16 protein-coding genes are annotated in these 16,174 nt (G+C 74.3%); 13 read left to right on the forward strand and 3 right to left on the reverse strand.

Going from position 1 to position 16,174, the window contains the following annotated elements:
• Positions 1 to 39: 39 nt before the first annotated feature.
• From BMZ50_RS24445 to BMZ50_RS22875, 5 genes are all read left to right on the forward strand, one after another.
• Positions 40 to 1,125, forward strand: coding sequence for a hypothetical protein (locus BMZ50_RS24445; RefSeq protein ID WP_177212952.1), 1,086 nt, complete (start codon positions 40 to 42; stop codon positions 1,123 to 1,125).
• 136 nt (positions 1,126 to 1,261) lie between these two features.
• Positions 1,262 to 2,446 carry a cell division protein PerM gene (locus BMZ50_RS22860; protein ID WP_091329870.1) on the forward strand — a complete coding sequence of 395 codons (1,185 nt, stop codon included), beginning with the start codon at positions 1,262 to 1,264 and terminating at the stop codon, positions 2,444 to 2,446.
• Between the two features lie 72 nt (positions 2,447 to 2,518).
• Positions 2,519 to 3,109, forward strand: a complete 591-nt coding sequence (gene purN / locus BMZ50_RS22865) for a phosphoribosylglycinamide formyltransferase (protein WP_245753819.1) — start codon at positions 2,519 to 2,521, stop codon at positions 3,107 to 3,109.
• Positions 3,106 to 4,656 (forward strand): bifunctional phosphoribosylaminoimidazolecarboxamide formyltransferase/IMP cyclohydrolase, encoded by a 1,551-nt coding sequence (gene purH, locus BMZ50_RS22870; RefSeq protein ID WP_091329874.1) that lies wholly within the window; start codon positions 3,106 to 3,108, stop codon positions 4,654 to 4,656. Before purN ends, purH begins: the two co-directional genes overlap by 4 nt.
• Positions 4,657 to 4,784: 128 nt before the next feature.
• Positions 4,785 to 5,369 (forward strand): pentapeptide repeat-containing protein, encoded by a 585-nt coding sequence (locus BMZ50_RS22875; RefSeq protein ID WP_245753820.1) that lies wholly within the window; start codon positions 4,785 to 4,787, stop codon positions 5,367 to 5,369.
• Between the two features lie 45 nt (positions 5,370 to 5,414).
• Here BMZ50_RS22875 and BMZ50_RS22880 read toward each other — a convergent pair whose 3' ends face one another.
• Entirely contained in the window at positions 5,415 to 6,020 is a 606-nt protein-coding gene (locus tag BMZ50_RS22880) for a hypothetical protein (protein ID WP_245753821.1), read from the reverse strand.
• Between the two features lie 100 nt (positions 6,021 to 6,120).
• On the opposite strand from BMZ50_RS22880, the gene BMZ50_RS22885 reads away from it, so the two are divergent.
• From BMZ50_RS22885 to BMZ50_RS22900, 4 genes are all read left to right on the forward strand, one after another.
• Entirely contained in the window at positions 6,121 to 6,990 is an 870-nt protein-coding gene (locus BMZ50_RS22885; RefSeq protein ID WP_091329878.1) for a bifunctional methylenetetrahydrofolate dehydrogenase/methenyltetrahydrofolate cyclohydrolase, read from the forward strand.
• A complete protein-coding gene (locus BMZ50_RS22890; RefSeq protein WP_091329880.1) occupies positions 6,990 to 7,289 on the forward strand; it encodes a DUF3017 domain-containing protein in 300 nt (99 codons plus the stop codon). Before BMZ50_RS22885 ends, BMZ50_RS22890 begins: the two co-directional genes overlap by 1 nt.
• A gap of 56 nt (positions 7,290 to 7,345) precedes the next feature.
• A complete protein-coding gene (gene mdh, locus BMZ50_RS22895) occupies positions 7,346 to 8,299 on the forward strand; it encodes a malate dehydrogenase (RefSeq protein ID WP_091329882.1) in 954 nt (317 codons plus the stop codon).
• Between the two features lie 98 nt (positions 8,300 to 8,397).
• Entirely contained in the window at positions 8,398 to 9,612 is a 1,215-nt protein-coding gene (locus tag BMZ50_RS22900; RefSeq protein WP_091329884.1) for an NADP-dependent isocitrate dehydrogenase, read from the forward strand.
• Positions 9,613 to 9,725: 113 nt separating this feature from the next.
• Here the strand turns inward: BMZ50_RS22900 and BMZ50_RS24905 are convergent, their stop codons facing one another.
• Positions 9,726 to 10,742, reverse strand: a complete 1,017-nt coding sequence (locus BMZ50_RS24905) for a CAP domain-containing protein (protein ID WP_143087264.1) — start codon at positions 10,740 to 10,742, stop codon at positions 9,726 to 9,728.
• 207 nt (positions 10,743 to 10,949) lie between these two features.
• Here BMZ50_RS24905 and BMZ50_RS22915 point away from each other — a divergent pair, with 207 nt between their 5' ends.
• On the forward strand, positions 10,950 to 12,269 hold the full coding sequence (locus BMZ50_RS22915) for a hemolysin family protein (protein ID WP_091329889.1): 1,320 nt from the start codon (positions 10,950 to 10,952) through the stop codon (positions 12,267 to 12,269).
• 68 nt (positions 12,270 to 12,337) lie between these two features.
• Here the strand turns inward: BMZ50_RS22915 and galE are convergent, their stop codons facing one another.
• Positions 12,338 to 13,294: a UDP-glucose 4-epimerase GalE gene (gene galE, locus BMZ50_RS22920; protein ID WP_091329891.1), complete on the reverse strand. Its 957-nt coding sequence runs from the start codon at positions 13,292 to 13,294 to the stop codon at positions 12,338 to 12,340.
• A gap of 71 nt (positions 13,295 to 13,365) precedes the next feature.
• Here galE and hisC point away from each other — a divergent pair, with 71 nt between their 5' ends.
• The 3 genes from hisC (at position 13,366) to BMZ50_RS22935 (ending at position 16,173) form a co-directional block, all read left to right on the forward strand.
• Positions 13,366 to 14,478 (forward strand): histidinol-phosphate transaminase, encoded by a 1,113-nt coding sequence (gene hisC, locus BMZ50_RS22925; RefSeq protein WP_091329893.1) that lies wholly within the window; start codon positions 13,366 to 13,368, stop codon positions 14,476 to 14,478.
• A 106-nt stretch (positions 14,479 to 14,584) separates the two neighbouring features.
• Positions 14,585 to 15,607, forward strand: a complete 1,023-nt coding sequence (gene trpS / locus BMZ50_RS22930; protein ID WP_091329895.1) for a tryptophan--tRNA ligase — start codon at positions 14,585 to 14,587, stop codon at positions 15,605 to 15,607.
• Positions 15,604 to 16,173, forward strand: coding sequence for a 2'-5' RNA ligase family protein (locus BMZ50_RS22935; protein WP_091329897.1), 570 nt, complete (start codon positions 15,604 to 15,606; stop codon positions 16,171 to 16,173). Before trpS ends, BMZ50_RS22935 begins: the two co-directional genes overlap by 4 nt.
• Position 16,174 lies beyond the last annotated feature (1 nt).

Consider the following 16,174-nt stretch of genomic DNA (forward strand, 5'->3'; position numbering starts at 1 on the left):
TGCGCGACGCGGAAAGCAACTACTGAGGAGAGCCGAACGATGACGTCCAGTCAGCCCCCGTCGCAGCCCGGGGGGTACGGGCAGGGCCAGCAGCCGTCCGGCTCGCCGACGCCGGAGGGCTACGGCCAGCCGCCCCAGGGTTACGGCCAGCCGCCCCAGGGCTACGGCCAGGCGCCGGAGGGCTACGGCCAGCCGCAGCCCCCGCAGCAGCCCTACGGGCAGCCTCAGCCCCCGCAGCAGCCCTACGGGCAGCCTCAGCCCCCGCAGCAGCCCGGCTACGGGCAGCCCCAGCCCCCGCAGCAGCCCGGCTACGGGCAGCCCCAGCCCCCGCAGCAGCCCGGCTACGGGCAGCCCCAGCCGCCCTACGTGCAGCAGCCCGGCTACGGGCAGCAGCAGCCGTACGGGCAGCACCCGCACGGCCGGCCGGCCGGGACGGGCGGTTCGGTGGGCTTCGACCCGAAGAAGCTGTCCCTGGGTGACTACGTGGTGGCCGGCAGCGTCGTCGCGTACCTGATCTTCATGATCATCCCGTGGTTCAGCGAGGACTTCGGGTTCGGTTTCTCCGTCTCGGTCAACGGCTTTGACTCGGGCCTGCTCACCCTCGCCTTCGTGCTGCTGCTCCTCGCCGGGCTGTGGGCGCTGCTGCCGGCGTTCTACGACGTGAAGCTGCCGTTCCCGCGCGGGTTGATCACCGTCGGTCTCACCGGCCTGGTGTTCCTGCTGACCCTCCTCGAGTGGATCAGCACCTTCGAGGTCGGGTTCAGCGCGATGGCGCTGCTGACCTTCCTCACCTCGGCCGCGGCCCTGGCCTTCGCCGTCCTCACCCTGCTGCCGCAGCTGCGCAACCGCCCCACGCTCCCCGGGGGCGTGGCCACCGCCGCGCAGTGGGCCAACCAGCAGGCGCCGCAGTTCGGTGCCGGGGCGGCCCAGCCGGGCCAGCCCTACGGTCAGCAGCCGCCGCAGTACGGCGCGCCGCAGCAGTACGCGCCCCCGCCCCCGCCCCCGCCGCCGGCGGCCCAGGCCGCGCCCCCGCCGCCGCCCTACGGGCAGCCCGGCGGCCCGGAGCAGGGCACCGAGCCCGGCGGTCCCGGCGCCCACCCGGGGCACCCCTCGGGCAACGCCTGACCTGATCGATCCCTGCGGGGACCAGCACCAGCCGACGAGGGTCGGCGGCCACCCGGCCGCCGGCCCTCGTCGGCTTTGTCGGCCCGTCCGGGCGCGGGGTCCCGCGTTCGGCAGCCGGGCTTGGGACAGTGGGGGGATGGTCGCGCTGCTCGCACGCCTGAGCCTGCCGGGGCAGCGGGAGCCGGGCGCCCGCCGGCGGCCCCACCCCGCCCTGCTGGCCGCGGCCGCCGCGGCGGCCGTCTCGGTCCTGAGCCTGCTCGGTCTCGGCCTCGCGGTGGTCGTGGTGCAGGCGCTCGACCCCTCCGGCGGCCTGCCCGTCGCGGGCTCGACCCGGCTCGCCGGCCAGTTGTGGCTGCTCGCCCAGGGCGGCGGGATCACGCTCCCCTCCGGACCGGTCGTGCTCCCTCCGCTGCTGCTGACCCTCGCCCTGGCCTGGGGGCTGTCCAGCGCCGGCCGCGGGGTCGTCCGGGTCTGCGACCTCACCGGTGGACGGCCCGCGGGGGGCGTGGTGGCGGCGGTGGCCGGCACGCACACGGCCCTCGCGCTGCTGCTGGGCCTGGCGGTCGACCGGCCCGGTGCCGCGGTGGACCTGCTGCGGGTCGCCGTCGGGTGCCTGCTGCTCGCCGGGCTGGCCTCCGGCTGGGGTGTCCTGCGGGAGTCCGGCCTCCTGGGCGCGCTGCCCGGGCCGGTCCGCCCGTTGGGGCGCGCGGTGCTCGCCGGGCTGCTCGCCGCCCTCGCGCTGGGCCTCGGCATGGTCGCGGTGGCCCTGGCCTCCGACGCCGGCGGGTACGCCACCCTCTCCGACTCCCTCGGCGGTTCCGCCGCCGGGGCCGTGGGCCTCCTGGCTCTCTGCGCGCTGTTGCTGCCGAACGCCGCCGTGGCCGCCATCGGGCTGGCCGCCGGGCCGGGCTTCGCCGTCGGCAGCGGCACCCTCGTCTCCGTGCACGGCGTCACGCTCGGCGCTGTCCCCGCCCTCCCGCTGCTGGCGGCGCTGCCGGACACCCAGGCCGTGCCGCTGCTGGCCTTCGCGTCCCAGGCTGTGCCCGCGCTCGCCGGTCTGGTCGCGGGCGCGACCCTGGGCCGGCGGCTGGGCGACACCGAGGGCGGGTCGGTGGTTGCCGCTCTCTGGGGCGTGCTGGCCGGTGCGCTGCTCGGCCTGACCTGCGGGGTGCTCGCCTGGCTCGCCGGCGGCTCGCTGGGTGACGGCGCGCTGGCGCAGGTCGGGGCGCCGCCGGTGACCACCGGGCTGGCCGTCGCCGCGCAGGCCGGGATCGCCGCCGCGCTGGGGGCCGCCGTCGCCCGCTGGCGCTCGCTGGGCTGACCGCCCCGGCCGGTGGGCGGCCCCCGGGGCCCGGATAGGGTCGCTGGAGTGGGCGGGAGGAGGAGTTCAGCCGTGTCTCGCCCGCGGGCGCGAGTGGTCGTCCTGCTGTCGGGGACGGGCTCGCTGTGCGCCGCGCTCCTGGAGGCCGCCGACGAGGCGGGCTACCCGGCCGCCGTCGTCGCGGTGGGCAGCGACCGCCCGGCTCCGGGCCTGGAGCAGGCCCGCCGCCGGGGGATCCCCACCTTCACCTGCACGCTGCGCGACCACCCCGACCGCGCCGCCTGGGACCGCGCCCTGGCCGCGGAGATCGCCGGGCACCGGCCGGACCTGGTGGTCTCGGCGGGCTTCATGCGGATCGTCGGCCCCGCCGTGCTGGACGCGTTCGGCGGCCGATTGATCAACACCCATCCCGCGCTGCTACCGGCCTTCCCCGGCGCACACGCCGTCCGGGACGCCCTGGCCGCGGGCGTCGAGGTCACCGGCAGCACCGTGCACCTGATCGACGCCGGCGTCGACACCGGCCCGGTGCTCGCCCAGCGGGAGGTGCCCGTGCTCCCAGGGGACGACGAGACGCAGCTGCACGAACGGATCAAGACCGTGGAGCGGACGCTTCTGGTCGAGACGGTGGCGCGACTCGCCACCAGCGAGGAGGACCCCCGATGAGCGACCGCACCCCGATCCGCCGGGCGCTGCTGGGCGTCTACGACAAGACCGGGATCGAGGAGCTCGCCCGGGGGCTGGCCGATGCCGGCGTCGAGCTGGTGAGCACCGGCGCGACGGCGGCCCGGATCGCCGCCGCCGGTGTGCCCGTCACCCCGGTGGAGCAGGTCACCGGCTTCCCCGAGTGCCTCGACGGCCGGGTGAAGACGCTGCACCCGGCAGTGCACGCCGGGATCCTCGCCGACCGGCGCAGGCCCGAGCACGTGCGGCAGCTCGAGGATCTGGGCATCGCCCCGTTCGACCTGGTCGTGGTCAACCTCTACCCGTTCACCGAGACGGTGGCCTCGGGCGCCACGCCCGACGAGTGCATCGAGCAGATCGACATCGGCGGCCCGGCGATGGTGCGGGCGGCGGCGAAGAACCACCCGTCGGTCGCCGTCGTCGTCGACCCGGCCCGCTACGACGACGTCCTCGCCGCCGTGCGCGAGGGCGGCTTCACGCTCGCCGAGCGGCAGCGGCTGGCCGTGGCGGCGTTCCGGCACACCGCGAGCTACGACATCGCCGTCGCCTCCTGGCTGGGCAACGCGGTCGCACCGGACGACGACTCCGGCTTCCCCGCCTGGGCGGGCGCCAGCTGGGAGCGTGCCGACGTGCTGCGCTACGGCGAGAACCCGCACCAGCGGGCCGCCCTGTACCTCGGCGACGAGCCCGGCCTGGCGCACGCCGAGCAGTTGCACGGCAAGCAGATGTCCTACAACAACTACGTCGACACCGACGCCGCCTGGCGGGCCGCGCACGACCACGCCGACCCGTGCGTCGCGATCATCAAGCACGCCAACCCGTGCGGCATCGCCGTCGGCGACAACATCGCCGCCGCGCACCGCAAGGCGCACGCCTGCGACCCGGTGTCGGCCTTCGGCGGGGTCATCGCGGCCAACCGCGAGGTCGACCTGGCCATGGCCGAGCAGGTCGCCGGCGTCTTCACCGAGGTGGTCGTCGCTCCGTCGTTCACCGACGACGCGCTGCAGGTCCTGACCGCGAAGAAGAACATCCGGCTGCTGCGCCTGCCCGCCGCCGATCGCCCCGTCACCGAGGCGCGGCCGATCAGCGGTGGGCTGCTGCTGCAGACCGCCGACCGGATCGACGCCCCCGGTGACGACCCGACCACCTGGACGCTGGCCACCGGCGAGCCGCTGGACGCCGCCGGCCTGGACGATCTGGTCTTCGCCTGGCGCAGCGTGCGTGCGGTGAAGAGCAACGCGATCCTGCTGGCCCACGAGAAGGCCACCGTCGGTGTCGGCATGGGGCAGGTCAACCGGGTGGACGCCGCCCGGTTGGCGGTCGCACGGGCGGGGGAGCGGGCCGCGGGCGCGGTCGCCGCCTCCGACGCCTTCTTCCCCTTCGCCGACGGGCTCCAGGTGCTGCTGGACGCCGGCGTGCGGGCGGTGGTCCAGCCGGGCGGCTCGGTCCGGGACGAGGAGGTCATCGCGGCGGCGGCGGCCGCGGGCGTGCCGCTCTACCTCACCGGGACCCGGCACTTCGCGCATTGATGAAGGACCCCCTCGCCCCCCACCCCTCGCAGGCTCGCGGCGGGCCCCTGCGAGGGGGCCGTGTGCTCGCGGCGGGCCCCGGCAGGGGACCCCGCCCGCACGTCCGGCCGCCCGGACCCGGCGCCGTCGTGGAGGGGGAGGACTTCGCGCGGGTCGACTGGTGGGGCGCCGAGCTCGACGGCGTCACCTTCACCCGCTGCCGCTTCGATGACGCGGGACTGGAGGAGCTGGTCACCCGGCGGTGCGTCTTCGACTCGTGCATGCTGACCGGGGTGCGGATGGCCGGGTCCCGGCACACCGGCTCGGCGTTCCTGTCCTGCCGCTTGGACCGGGCGCGGCTGTTCGACGCCGTCTGGGAGGGCTGCAAGCTCACCGGCTCGCAGTTCCCGGGCGCGCAGCTGCGGCCGATGACGACGATCGACAGCGACTGGAGCTGGACGTCGCTGCGCGGGGCGGACCTGTCGGGGGTGGACCTGTCCGGTCAGCGCTTCCGCGAGGCCGACCTCACCGACGCCGACCTGCGCGAGTGCGACCTGTCCGGCGCCGACCTCGACCGGGCCCGGCTGCAGGGGGTGAAACTGCGGGGGACCGACCTGCGCGGCGCGTCGACCGACGGGGTGAACTGGCTGGCGTTCGAGCTGACCGGCGTCCGGCTCGACCTCGTGCAGGCGGTGCAGGTCGCCCGCGCGCACGGCGCCCTCGTCGCGGACTGAGGGGACGACACCGCCGCCCGACCTGCGCCGAGTCGGCGGGACTCCTCAGGCGCGCCTCGGCCCGGAGAACATTGCCTTGAGCGCGCCGAGCAGGCCGAGCGCGGGGACGGCGACGGCGAACCAGAAGCCGGTGTCGACCCGCACGACGTCCCAGCCGACGTCGGCCAGCGGCACCAGCACGCCCGCGGCCGCGACCAGGCTGACCAGCAGCGCCAGGAGCCCCAGGAACCGGTGCCCGCGGGCCGGCAGGACCATGAGCAGCCCCAGCAGGAACAGCACCCCGCCGCCGAGGACCACGGCCAGCGGCTGCCAGAAGCCCGTGTCGACCAGCTCGCCGATGCCGCCCGCGCGGAAGTCCTCGACGCCCCGCCGCACGAGGTCCAGGCCGGTGCGGTCGCTGCCCGGCAGCCAGCGCAGCAGCAGGCTGACGCCGGCGGCGACGCCCGCGAGGATCAGCAGCAGGCCGGCGAGCGTGTCGGGCCGGCGCAGGACCACCGGCGAGGTCGAGTACTGCGGTGCGGTGTCGTGGCCGAGGAGCGGACCCGATTCGAGCCGGGCGCTCCTGCCCGGCTCGGTACCGGCCGCCGTCGACCCGCGCGGGCCCACCGGTTCGCCGGGGGTGCCGGGGGGAACCTGCTCGCGCTCGCTCATGTGCTCTCCTCGCGCGTCGGCAGGCGGGGAAGACGCCTGCTCCCTGCGAGCCTAGGACCGCGGCGGCATCCCCGGAGCGCTCTCGGGCAGACTGTCCTCCGTGCCCGCGACGATCCTCGACGGCAAGGCCACCGCAGCAGCCATCCGGGCGGAGCTGACCGAACGGGTCGCCGCGCTGGCGGCGTCCGGACACCGGCCCGGCCTGGGCACGCTGCTCGTCGGCGACGACCCGGCCAGCCGGTGGTACGTCAACGCCAAGCACTCCGACTGCGCCCAGGTGGGCATCGCCAGCATCCAGCGCGAGCTGCCGGCGACCGCCACCCTCGACGACGTGCTCGCCGTCGTCGACGAGCTCAACGCAGACCCCGCCTGCACCGGCTACATCGTCCAGCTGCCGCTGCCCAAGGGCATCGACGAGAGCACCGTCCTCGAGCGCATGGCCCCGGGCAAGGACGCCGACGGCCTGCACCCGGTCAACCTCGGCCGCCTGGTGCTGAACGTCCCGGGCCCGCTGCCCTGCACGCCGGTCGGGATCGTCGAGCTGCTGCGCCGCTACGACGTGCCGATCGCCGGGGCCGAGGTGGTGGTCGTGGGCCGCGGGATCACCGTCGGCCGGCCGCTGGGCCTGCTGCTGACCCGCCGCACCGAGAACGCGACGGTCACCCTCTGCCACACCGGCACGCGCGACCTCGCCGCGCACGTCCGCAACGCCGACATCGTGGTCGCCGCGGCCGGCGTCCCCGGCCTCATCACCAAGGACATCGTCAAGCCCGGCGCGGCGGTCCTGGACGTCGGGGTGAGCCGGGTGAACGGCAAGATCGCCGGGGACGTCGCCCTCGACGTCGTCGATGTGGCCGGCTTCGTGGCCCCCAACCCGGGCGGGGTCGGGCCGATGACGCGGGCCATGCTGCTGCAGAACGTGGTCCTGGCCGCCGAGCAGGCCGCGGCCGCCGAGGTCCTCGGCGCCTGATGACCCGCCCGCCGCTGTACGTCCGCCGGCCGTTCCTGGCCGCCCTGATCCGGCAGCTTCCCCTGCTGGTGGTGTTGGTCGCGGTGGCGGTGGGCCTGCTCCTGGTCACCTTCGAGCACTGGCGGCGCGGGCTGTTCGTCGTCGCGCTGGCCCTGGTCGGGGGCGGGCTGCTGCGGCTGCTCCTGCCGGAGCGCCGGGTGGGCTTTCTCGCCGTCCGGAGCCGGCCGGTGGACGTCGTCCTGATGGCCGGCGTCGGGGTGGTCCTGGGCGGGGTCGCGCTGGCGATCCCGAGTGCCTGAGGTGCGCGTGCGACCCGCTCGGGCGCGACGGTCCCCGGAGCGTTAGGTTGGCCGCCATGGCAGAGCAGCCCAGGAACGGCAAGGTGACCGTCGTCGGTGCCGGGTTCTACGGCTCGACCACCGCCCTCCGACTCGCGGAGTACGACATCTTCGACACCGTCGTCCTCACCGACATCGTCGAGGGCAAGCCCGAGGGCCTGGCCCTCGACATCAACCAGTCCCGGCCGATCGAGGGCTTCGAGACGAAGGTCGTCGGCGTCGGCGGCGGTTCGTACGCGGGCACCGAGGGCTCCGACGTCGTCGTCATCACCGCGGGGCTGCCCCGCAAGCCCGGCATGAGCCGGATGGATCTCATCGAGACCAACGCGAAGATCGTGCGCGACGTCTCCGAGAACGTCGCCCGGACCTCGCCGGACGCGGTCGTCATCGTCGTCTCCAACCCGCTCGACGAGATGACGGCGCTGACCCAGCTGGCCACCGGGTTCCCGAAGCACCGGGTGATGGGCCAGGCCGGCATGCTCGACACCGCCCGGTTCACCAACAATGTCGCCGAGGAGCTCGGCGTCCCGGTGAGCTCGGTGCGCACCCTGACCCTCGGCTCCCACGGCGACACGATGGTGCCGGTGCCCTCGCGCTGCACCGTCGACGGCAAGCCGCTGGCCGACGTCCTGCCCGCCGACCGCGTCGAGCACCTCGTCGACCGCACCCGCAACGGCGGGGCCGAGGTCGTCGCGCTGCTCAAGACCGGCTCGGCGTACTTCGCGCCGTCGGCGGCCGCGGCCCGCATGGCCCGCGCCGTGATGGAGGACTCGGGCACGGTCATGCCGGTCTGCGCCTGGGTGGACGGCGAGTACGGCATCTCCGGGGTGTACCTGGGGGTCGAGGCCGAGATCGGGCGCGAGGGCGTCCGGCGGGTCGTCGAGGGCGACCTGACCGAGAGCGAGCTGGCCGGGCTGCGCGAGGCGGCCGAGGCCGTGCGCGCCAAGCAGGCCGACGTAGCCGACCTCTGAGAAAGGACCCCCTTCCTCCCCACCCTTCGCAGGCTCAGGGCGGGCCCCTGGAAGGGGGCCGTTCCAGAACGTCACCAGCAGAGAAGAGGAACGTGCAAGTGGCAAAGATCAAGGTCGAGGGCAAGGTTGTCGAGCTCGACGGCGACGAGATGACCCGGATCATCTGGCAGTTCATCAAGGACCAGCTGATCCTCCCGTACCTCGACGTCGACCTCGAGTACTACGACCTCGGCATCCAGAAGCGCGACGAGACCGACGACCGGATCACCGTCGAGGCGGCCAACGCGATCAAGAAGTACGGCGTCGGCGTCAAGTGCGCGACGATCACCCCGGACGAGGCGCGGGTCGAGGAGTTCGGCCTCAAGCGGATGTACCGCTCGCCCAACGGCACGATCCGCAACATCCTCGGCGGCGTCATCTTCCGCGAGCCGATCATCATGCAGAACGTGCCGCGGCTGGTGCCGGGCTGGACCAAGCCGATCGTCGTCGGCCGTCACGCCTTCGGCGACCAGTACCGCGCCACCGACTTCCGCTTCCCCGGTGAGGGGACGCTGACGCTGACCTTCACGCCGAAGGACGGCTCCGCGCCGATCGAGCACGAGGTCTTCCAGTCGCCCGGCGGCGGCGTCGCCCTGGGCATGTACAACCTGGACGAGTCGATCCGCGACTTCGCGCGGGCCTCGATGAACTACGGCCTGCAGCGGAACTACCCGGTCTACCTGTCGACCAAGAACACGATCCTCAAGGCCTACGACGGCCGCTTCAAGGACCTGTTCCAGGAGGTCTTCGAGGCCGAGTTCAAGGACAAGTTCGAGGCCGCCGGCATCACCTACGAGCACCGGCTGATCGACGACATGGTCGCCGCTTCCCTCAAGTGGGAGGGCGGCTACGTCTGGGCCTGCAAGAACTACGACGGTGACGTGCAGTCCGACACCGTGGCGCAGGGCTTCGGCTCGCTGGGCCTCATGACCTCGGTGCTGATGAGCCCCGACGGCCGCACCGTCGAGGCCGAGGCCGCGCACGGCACGGTCACCCGGCACTACCGGGCGCACCAGCGCGGCGAGGCGACCTCGACCAACCCGATCGCCTCGATCTTCGCCTGGACCCGGGGCCTGGCCCACCGCGGCAAGCTCGACGGCACCCCCGAGGTCACCCGCTTCGCCGAGACCCTGGAGAAGGTCTGCATCGACACCGTCGAGAGCGGCCAGATGACCAAGGACCTCGCGCTGCTGATCGGCAAGGACCAGCCGTGGCTGACCACCCAGGACTTCCTGGCGGCCATCGACGCCAACCTGCAGAAGGCCATGGCCTGAGGTAGACCCCTCCGGTCACCGTTCGGTGACCACCACACGTCAGTGGCCCTCTCGGTGCGTCCGAGGGGGCCACTGACGTGTTCTCGCCTGTGGATACCTGCCGCAGAGACGGATCAGGCGCCGAAGAGCTGGGTCCACCATGGGCCGCCGGCGCCCTCGGCGACGCCGACCCCGAGGCGGGTCAGGTCGCAGTCCAGGATGTTGCGCCGGTGGCCGGAGCTGTTCATCCAGCCCTCCATCACCGCGGCGGCGTCCGGCTGGCCGTAGGCGATGTTCTCCGCGCGGGCGGTGCTGATCCCGGCGTTCCGGGCCCGGTCGAACGGGGAGAGCCCCTCCGGGTTGGTGTGCGAGAAGAAGTCGCGGTCGCGCATGTCCGCGCTGTGCGCCCGGGCCACCGCGGCGAGCCCGGCATCGGCCACGACCGGGGCGCAGCCGGCCGCGGCGCGGGCCTCGTTCACCAGCGCCAGCACCTGTTCCTCGGCGGAGCTGCCGGCCGGCGCCGGCGCCGGAGCGGCGGGTGCGGTGCGGGTGGGCGCCGGGGGAGCGGCCGGCGACGGCTTCGGGGCCGGGGCGGGCGGGGGAGTCGCCGGGGGAGCGGCCGGCGACGGCTTCGGGGCCGGGGCGGGCGGGGGAGTCGCCGGGGACGTCGGCGCGGGCGCGGAGGACGACGGCGCCGGCTCCGGCCTCTCCGCGGCGGGCGGGGGAGTCGCCGGGGACGTCGGCGCGGGCGCGGGCTCCTCGGCCACCGGGACCTCGGTCGCCCCCGGGGCGGGTGCCGGCGCCGGGGTCTCCGGGCGCGGGCTGGGGGTGCTCCCGCCGCGGGAGCTCCGCGACCCGTGGGAGAGCCAGTGCTCCAGCGCGCGGGAGGACCAGCGGTCCGACCCGTGGCTCCACCACCGCTCCGAGGGGACCCGGGCCGAGGGAGACGGCGCCTCCAGCGCCACCGCGTCGGCGTCCGGGCCGCCGGTCACCACGGGGGCGGCGAGGGCGGCGCCCGCGAGGACGCTCATCGCGATCAGGACCGGCAGCACCCGGCGCAGGCGGAAGGCCCGGCCGAGGGCCCGCGGGGTGCGGCCGAGCGCGGCGGCGAGGCGGGACGCGAGCGGGCGACCCGCCGGAATGTGGTGCACGAGGTAACCCTCACGAGTTGCTAGATCACGGACCGTTACTTTGGGGAGGTTAGCCGTGACTAAACCGTTACCGTGAGGGGTCTGTGGCGGACGTCACTGTCGACAGCGCCTCACCCCTGCGGGCGGCGGTGCGCTGGGCGCGCGAGCGGAGAGCGGGCAGCATGGTCCTCGTCCGCACTGCCGCACAGATCGAGGAGCACGCCGCCGGTGAGCGACGTCTGGCTCAACATCGTCATGGTCGTCGCCTTCGTCCTGATCGGAGGAGCTTTCGCGGGGGCGGAGATCGCGCTGGTCTCGCTGCGGGAGTCGCAGGTGCGTGGGATGGCCGACCAGGGCCGGCGCGGCCAGGCGGTGCAGAGGCTGCTCAGCGACCCCAACCGCTTCCTCGCCGCCGTCCAGGTCGGCGTCACCCTGGCCGGGTTCTTCTCCGCCGCCTTCGGTGCGAGCACCCTCTCCCAGCCGCTGGCCGGCTGGCTGGTGGACCGGGGGATGCCGGAGGGGCTGGCCGGCACCCTGGCCCTCGTCCTGGTCACGATCGCGATCAGCTACCTGTCACTGGTCGTCGGCGAGCTCACCCCCAAGCGGCTCGCGCTGCAGCGCGCCGAGGGGTTCTCCCTGATCGTCGCCGCCCCGCTGAACGCGATCGCCAAGCTGTTCCGGCCGGTCATCTGGCTGCTGTCGAAGTCCACGGACCTGCTGGTCCGCCTGCTCGGCGGTGACCCGAAGGTCTCCGGTGAGTCGATCAGCCAGGAGGAGCTGCGCGACCTCGTCGCCGCCCACGAGTCGCTGACCAGCGACGAGCGCCGGCTCATCGACGAGGTGTTCCGCGCCGGCGACCGGGAGGTGCGCGAGGTGATGACGCCGCGCACCGAGGTCGACTTCCTCGACGCCTCGATGACCGCCAGCCGGGCGGCCCGCCAGGTGCACGACTCCAGCCACTCCCGCTACCCGGTGGTCGGCCGCGACGAGGACGACGTCGTCGGCTTCGTGCACGTGCGCGACCTGTTCCTGCCCAACCATCCCGCCGGCCGCGCGGCCACCGTGGGCGACCTGGTCCGCGAGGTGAAGCGGCTGCCGGGCACCGCCGGCGTCCTCACCGCGCTCAGCGAGATGCGGCGGGAGAACCAGCACCTGGCGATCGTCGTCGACGAGTACGGCGGCACCGACGGCATCGTGACCCTCGAGGACCTCATCGAGGAGGTCATCGGCGAGATCTACGACGAGTACGACGAGGACGTGGCCGAGGAGGGAGCCGAGGAGCCGGGCGCGCCGCAGGAGGTCGACGGCCTGCTCAACCTCGACGACTTCCGCGAGGTGACCGGTCTCCCGCTGCCCGAGGGCCCCTACGAGACGGTCGCCGGCTACGTGCTCGCCGAACTGGGCCGGCTGCCCGAGCCCGGCGACACCGTCACCGTCGACGGGCGCACGCTCACCGTGCTCGAGCTCGACGGCCGCCGGATCGCCCGCCTGCGGGTCGACCGGGCGGCCGAGGAGGAGCCGACGACGGGGGAGCCCGTCACCGGCTGACCCGGCCCTCGTGGCCACGAAGGCCGACCGCCGAGCGGCCGAAGTGGCCACGAGGGCCGGCTCCGGGGTCAGCGGCGGGCGCGGGCGGTCTCCCAGGCGTCGCGCACGATGTCGGGCAGCTCGGTGTGCTTCGGCGTCCACCCGAGGTCGGCGCGGATCCGGTCGCTGGAGGCCACCAGCTGGGCCGGGTCGCCGGCCCGCCGCTGGCCGACGACGACCGGCACCGGGTGCCCGGTGACCTCACGGACGGCGTCGACGACCTGCTGCACCGAGAAGCCGGTGCCGTTGCCCAGGTTGTAGATGCGGTGCTCGCCGGCGGCGGGCGCGGTCAGCGCGAGCAGGTGGGCGTCGGCGAGGTCGGCGACGTGGATGTAGTCGCGGATGCAGGTGCCGTCCGGCGTCGGGTAGTCCTCGCCGTAGATCGTCAGCGCCTCGCGGGTGCCCGCGGCGACCTGCAGGGCGATCGGGATGAGGTGGGTCTCGGTGGTGTGCCGCTCGCCGAGGCCGTAGGCGGCGCCGGCGACGTTGAAGTAGCGCAGGCTCACCGCCGCGAAGTCGTGCGCGGCCGCGTAGGAGGTCAGCATCGCGTCGACGGCGAGCTTGCTGGCGCCGTAGGTGTTGGTCGGCCGGGTCGGGGCGTCCTCGCGGATCGGCACGGACTCGGGCTCGCCGTAGGTGGCCGCGGTGGAGGAGAACACGATGCGCCGGCAGTCGACCGCGCGCATCGCCTCCAGCAGCGCCAGCGTGCCGGTGACGTTGGTGTCCCAGTAGATCTCCGGCTTGACCTGCGACTCGCCGACCAGGCTCTTCGCCGCGAAGTGCAGCACCGCCTCGGGCCGGACGTCGGCCAGCACCGGGGCCGAGTCGTGCAGCGTGGCCTGCACGAGCCCCGCGCCGGAGGGCACCGCGTCGGCGTGCCCGGTCGAGAGGTCGTCGAGCACGGTCACCTCGTGGCCGCCCTGCAGCAGGGCGGCCGTGACTACGCTACCGATGTAGCCGGCCCCGCCGGCGACGAGAACGCGCATGCGTCCACCCTAGAGACCCGCGCGCGGCCGCCCCGGCCGATGCGGGACTGCGGAATCAGGAGGCCGAGGCAGTGGTCAGCGCACGACCGGCGGTGCAGCAGCTCCCCGCCTACAGGCCGGGGCGCAACCCCGCCGACCTGGCCCGCGAGATCGGGGTCGACCGGGCGGTCAAGCTGGCCAGCAACGAGGTGGCCTTCCCGCCGCTGCCCGCCGTCGTCGAGGCGCTGGCCGCCGCGGCCCCGGAGACCAACCGCTATCCGGACAACGGCGCCGTCGTCCTGACCCGGGCGCTGGCCGAGCACTACGGCGTGGACCCCGGGCAGATCGCCACCGGCTGCGGCGCGGTGATGCTCTGCCAGCAGCTGGCCCAGTCGTTCAACGAGCCGGGCACGAGCATCGCCTTCGCCTGGCGGTCGTTCGAGATGTACCCGTTGCTCGCCCAGGTCGCCGGGGCGCGCGCGATCCAGGTGCCGCTGACGCCGGGGCGGTCCGGCGGCCCGGCCGACACCCACGACCTCGACGCGCTCGCGGCCGCGATCGACGACACGACCCGCCTGGTCTTCGTGTGCAACCCCAACAACCCCACCGGCACGGCGGTCCGCCGCCCCGAGCTGGAGCGGTTCCTCGACGCCGTCCCGGCCGGCACCCTCGTCGTCCTCGACGAGGCCTACCGCGAGTTCGTCACCGACCCCGAGGTCCCCGACGGGCTGGAGGTGATGCGCGGGCGGCCGAACGTGGCCGTGCTGCGCACCTTCTCCAAGGCGTGGGGGCTGGCCGGCCTGCGGGTGGGCTACCTGATCGCCGAGGACCCCGCCGTCGCCGAGGCGGTGCGCAAGACGTACGTGCCCTTCAGCGTCTCGACCCTCGCCCAGGCCGCCGCCGTCGCCGCGCTGGCCAGCGAGGAGGAGGTGCGCTCCCGGGTCGCCGCCGTCGTCGCCGAGCGGGGCAGGCTGACCGCCGCCCTGCGCGAGCGGGGGTTCGACGTCGCCGACAGCCAGGCGAACTTCGTGTGGCTGCCGGTGGGGGAGCAGACCGCCGAGCTGGCCGCCGCCCTGGAGGCCCGGGCGATCATCACCCGCCCGTTCGCCGGTGAGGGGATCCGGGTCACCGTCGGCACGCCCGAGGAGGACGACGCCCTGCTCGCCGCCCTGGACGCCGTGCGGGCCGCGGCGCCCGTCCCATGACCGGGCCCGCGGGATTCCGCGCCGGGCGGGACGCCGGCACGCCCGGTCCGGTGCTGACCAGGGCGTTCCGGACGCGCGCGGCACGGAAGTCGGGACGGCTGGTTTGATGGCCGGCGTGCCTCTTCCCCGTGTGCTCTCCGGGATCCAGCCGACGGCAGGTTCCTTCCACCTCGGCAACCACCTGGGTGCGCTGCGGCAATGGGTGAGCCTGCAGGAGTCCACCGAGGCCTTCTACTGCGTCGTCGACCTGCACGCGATCACGGTTCCGCAGGACCCGGCGGAGCTGCGCCGCAACACCCTGGTGTCGGCCGCGCAGCTGCTCGCCCTGGGCGTCGACCCGGAGCGCAGCACCCTGTTCGTGCAGAGCCACGTGCCCGAGCACCTGCAGCTGTCCTGGGTGCTGGAGTGCCTGACCGGCTTCGGTGAGGCCAGCCGGATGACGCAGTTTAAGGACAAGAGCCAGCGCGAGGGCACGTCCGGCACCACGGTCGGGCTGTTCACCTACCCGGTCCTGCAGGCCGCGGACATCCTCGTCTACCAGGCCGACCAGGTGCCGGTGGGGGAGGACCAGCGGCAGCACCTCGAGCTGACCCGCGACCTCGCGATCCGGTTCAACGGTCGCTACGGACAGACGTTCACCGTGCCCGAGGCCGTCATCCCGCAGGGCGCGGCGCGGGTCATGGACCTGCAGTCGCCGGACAAGAAGATGAGCAAGAGCCTCCCGCCGGCCGGCTGCGTGCTGCTGCTCGACGAGCCGAAGGTGACCGCCAAGAAGATCCGCTCGGCGGTCACCGACACCGGCCGGGAGATCGTGGCCGACCCGGTGAACAAGCCGGGGGTCACCAACCTGCTCACCATGCACAGCGAGCTGTCGGGCCGGCCGGTCGCCGAGCTGGAGGAGCGGTTCGCCGGCCGCGGCTACGGCGACCTGAAGAAGGAGCTGGCCGAGGTTGTCGTCGACTTCGTGACGCCGGTCCGCGAGCGCACCCAGGAACTGCTCGACGACCAGGCCGAGCTCGAGCGGATCCTCCTCCGGGGCGCGGCCCGGGCGCGGGAGGTCGCCGCCGCGACGGTCGCCACCGTCTACGACCGGGTGGGCTTCCTCCCCTCCGCGGGGGCCGGCGCATGAACGACGACACCTTCGTGCCGCGCAGCCGCAGCGCGCCACCGGACACCGCCGTCCTGGGGATCGTCGTCCCCGTCCCGGAACCGTGGGCGCAGCTGTTCATCGACTGGCGGGCCAAGGTCGGTGACCCGCAGGCCAGCCTCGTCCCCCCGCACGTCACCCTGCTGCCGCCCACCGAGGTCGCCGTCACCGACCGGGAGGCGATCAGCGAGCACCTCGCCGCCGTCGCCCGGGTCCATCCGCCGTTCGACATGCACCTCGCCGGCACGGGCACGTTCTCTCCGGTCTCCGAGGTCGTCTTCGTCACCGTCGCGCGCGGTATCGGCAACTGCGAGCTGATCGCCAACGACGTGCGCTGCGGCCCGCTGGCGCGCTCGCTGTCCTACCCGTACCACCCGCACGTCACCGTCGCCCACGACGTCCCGGCCGACATGCTGGACCTCGCCTACAACGGGCTGGCCGACCTCTCGGCGGAGTTCCGGGTCGACTCCTTCACCGAGTTCGAGCAGACGCCGAGCGGTGCCTGGGTGGTCGCCCGCGAGTACCCGCTGACCGGCCGGTCGCACTAAC

The organism is Geodermatophilus ruber (assembly GCF_900114385.1).
GTDB classification, from domain to species: domain Bacteria; phylum Actinomycetota; class Actinomycetes; order Mycobacteriales; family Geodermatophilaceae; genus Geodermatophilus; species Geodermatophilus ruber.

Bases quoted from the DNA above. Each gene is read 5' to 3' on its own strand.
- trpS (WP_091329895.1), top strand. From the start codon at position 14,585: ATGGCCGGCGTGCCTCTTCCCCGTGTGCTCTCCGGGATCCAGCCGACG.
- mdh (WP_091329882.1), top strand. From the start codon at position 7,346: ATGGCAGAGCAGCCCAGGAACGGCAAGGTGACCGTCGTCGGTGCCGGG.
- BMZ50_RS24445 (WP_177212952.1), top strand. From the start codon at position 40: ATGACGTCCAGTCAGCCCCCGTCGCAGCCCGGGGGGTACGGGCAGGGC.
- purH (WP_091329874.1), top strand. From the start codon at position 3,106: ATGAGCGACCGCACCCCGATCCGCCGGGCGCTGCTGGGCGTCTACGAC.
- BMZ50_RS22860 (WP_091329870.1), top strand. From the start codon at position 1,262: ATGGTCGCGCTGCTCGCACGCCTGAGCCTGCCGGGGCAGCGGGAGCCG.
- galE (WP_091329891.1), bottom strand. From the start codon at position 13,294: ATGCGCGTTCTCGTCGCCGGCGGGGCCGGCTACATCGGTAGCGTAGTC.
- BMZ50_RS22890 (WP_091329880.1), top strand. From the start codon at position 6,990: ATGACCCGCCCGCCGCTGTACGTCCGCCGGCCGTTCCTGGCCGCCCTG.
- BMZ50_RS22880 (WP_245753821.1), bottom strand. From the start codon at position 6,020: ATGAGCGAGCGCGAGCAGGTTCCCCCCGGCACCCCCGGCGAACCGGTG.
- BMZ50_RS22935 (WP_091329897.1), top strand. From the start codon at position 15,604: ATGAACGACGACACCTTCGTGCCGCGCAGCCGCAGCGCGCCACCGGAC.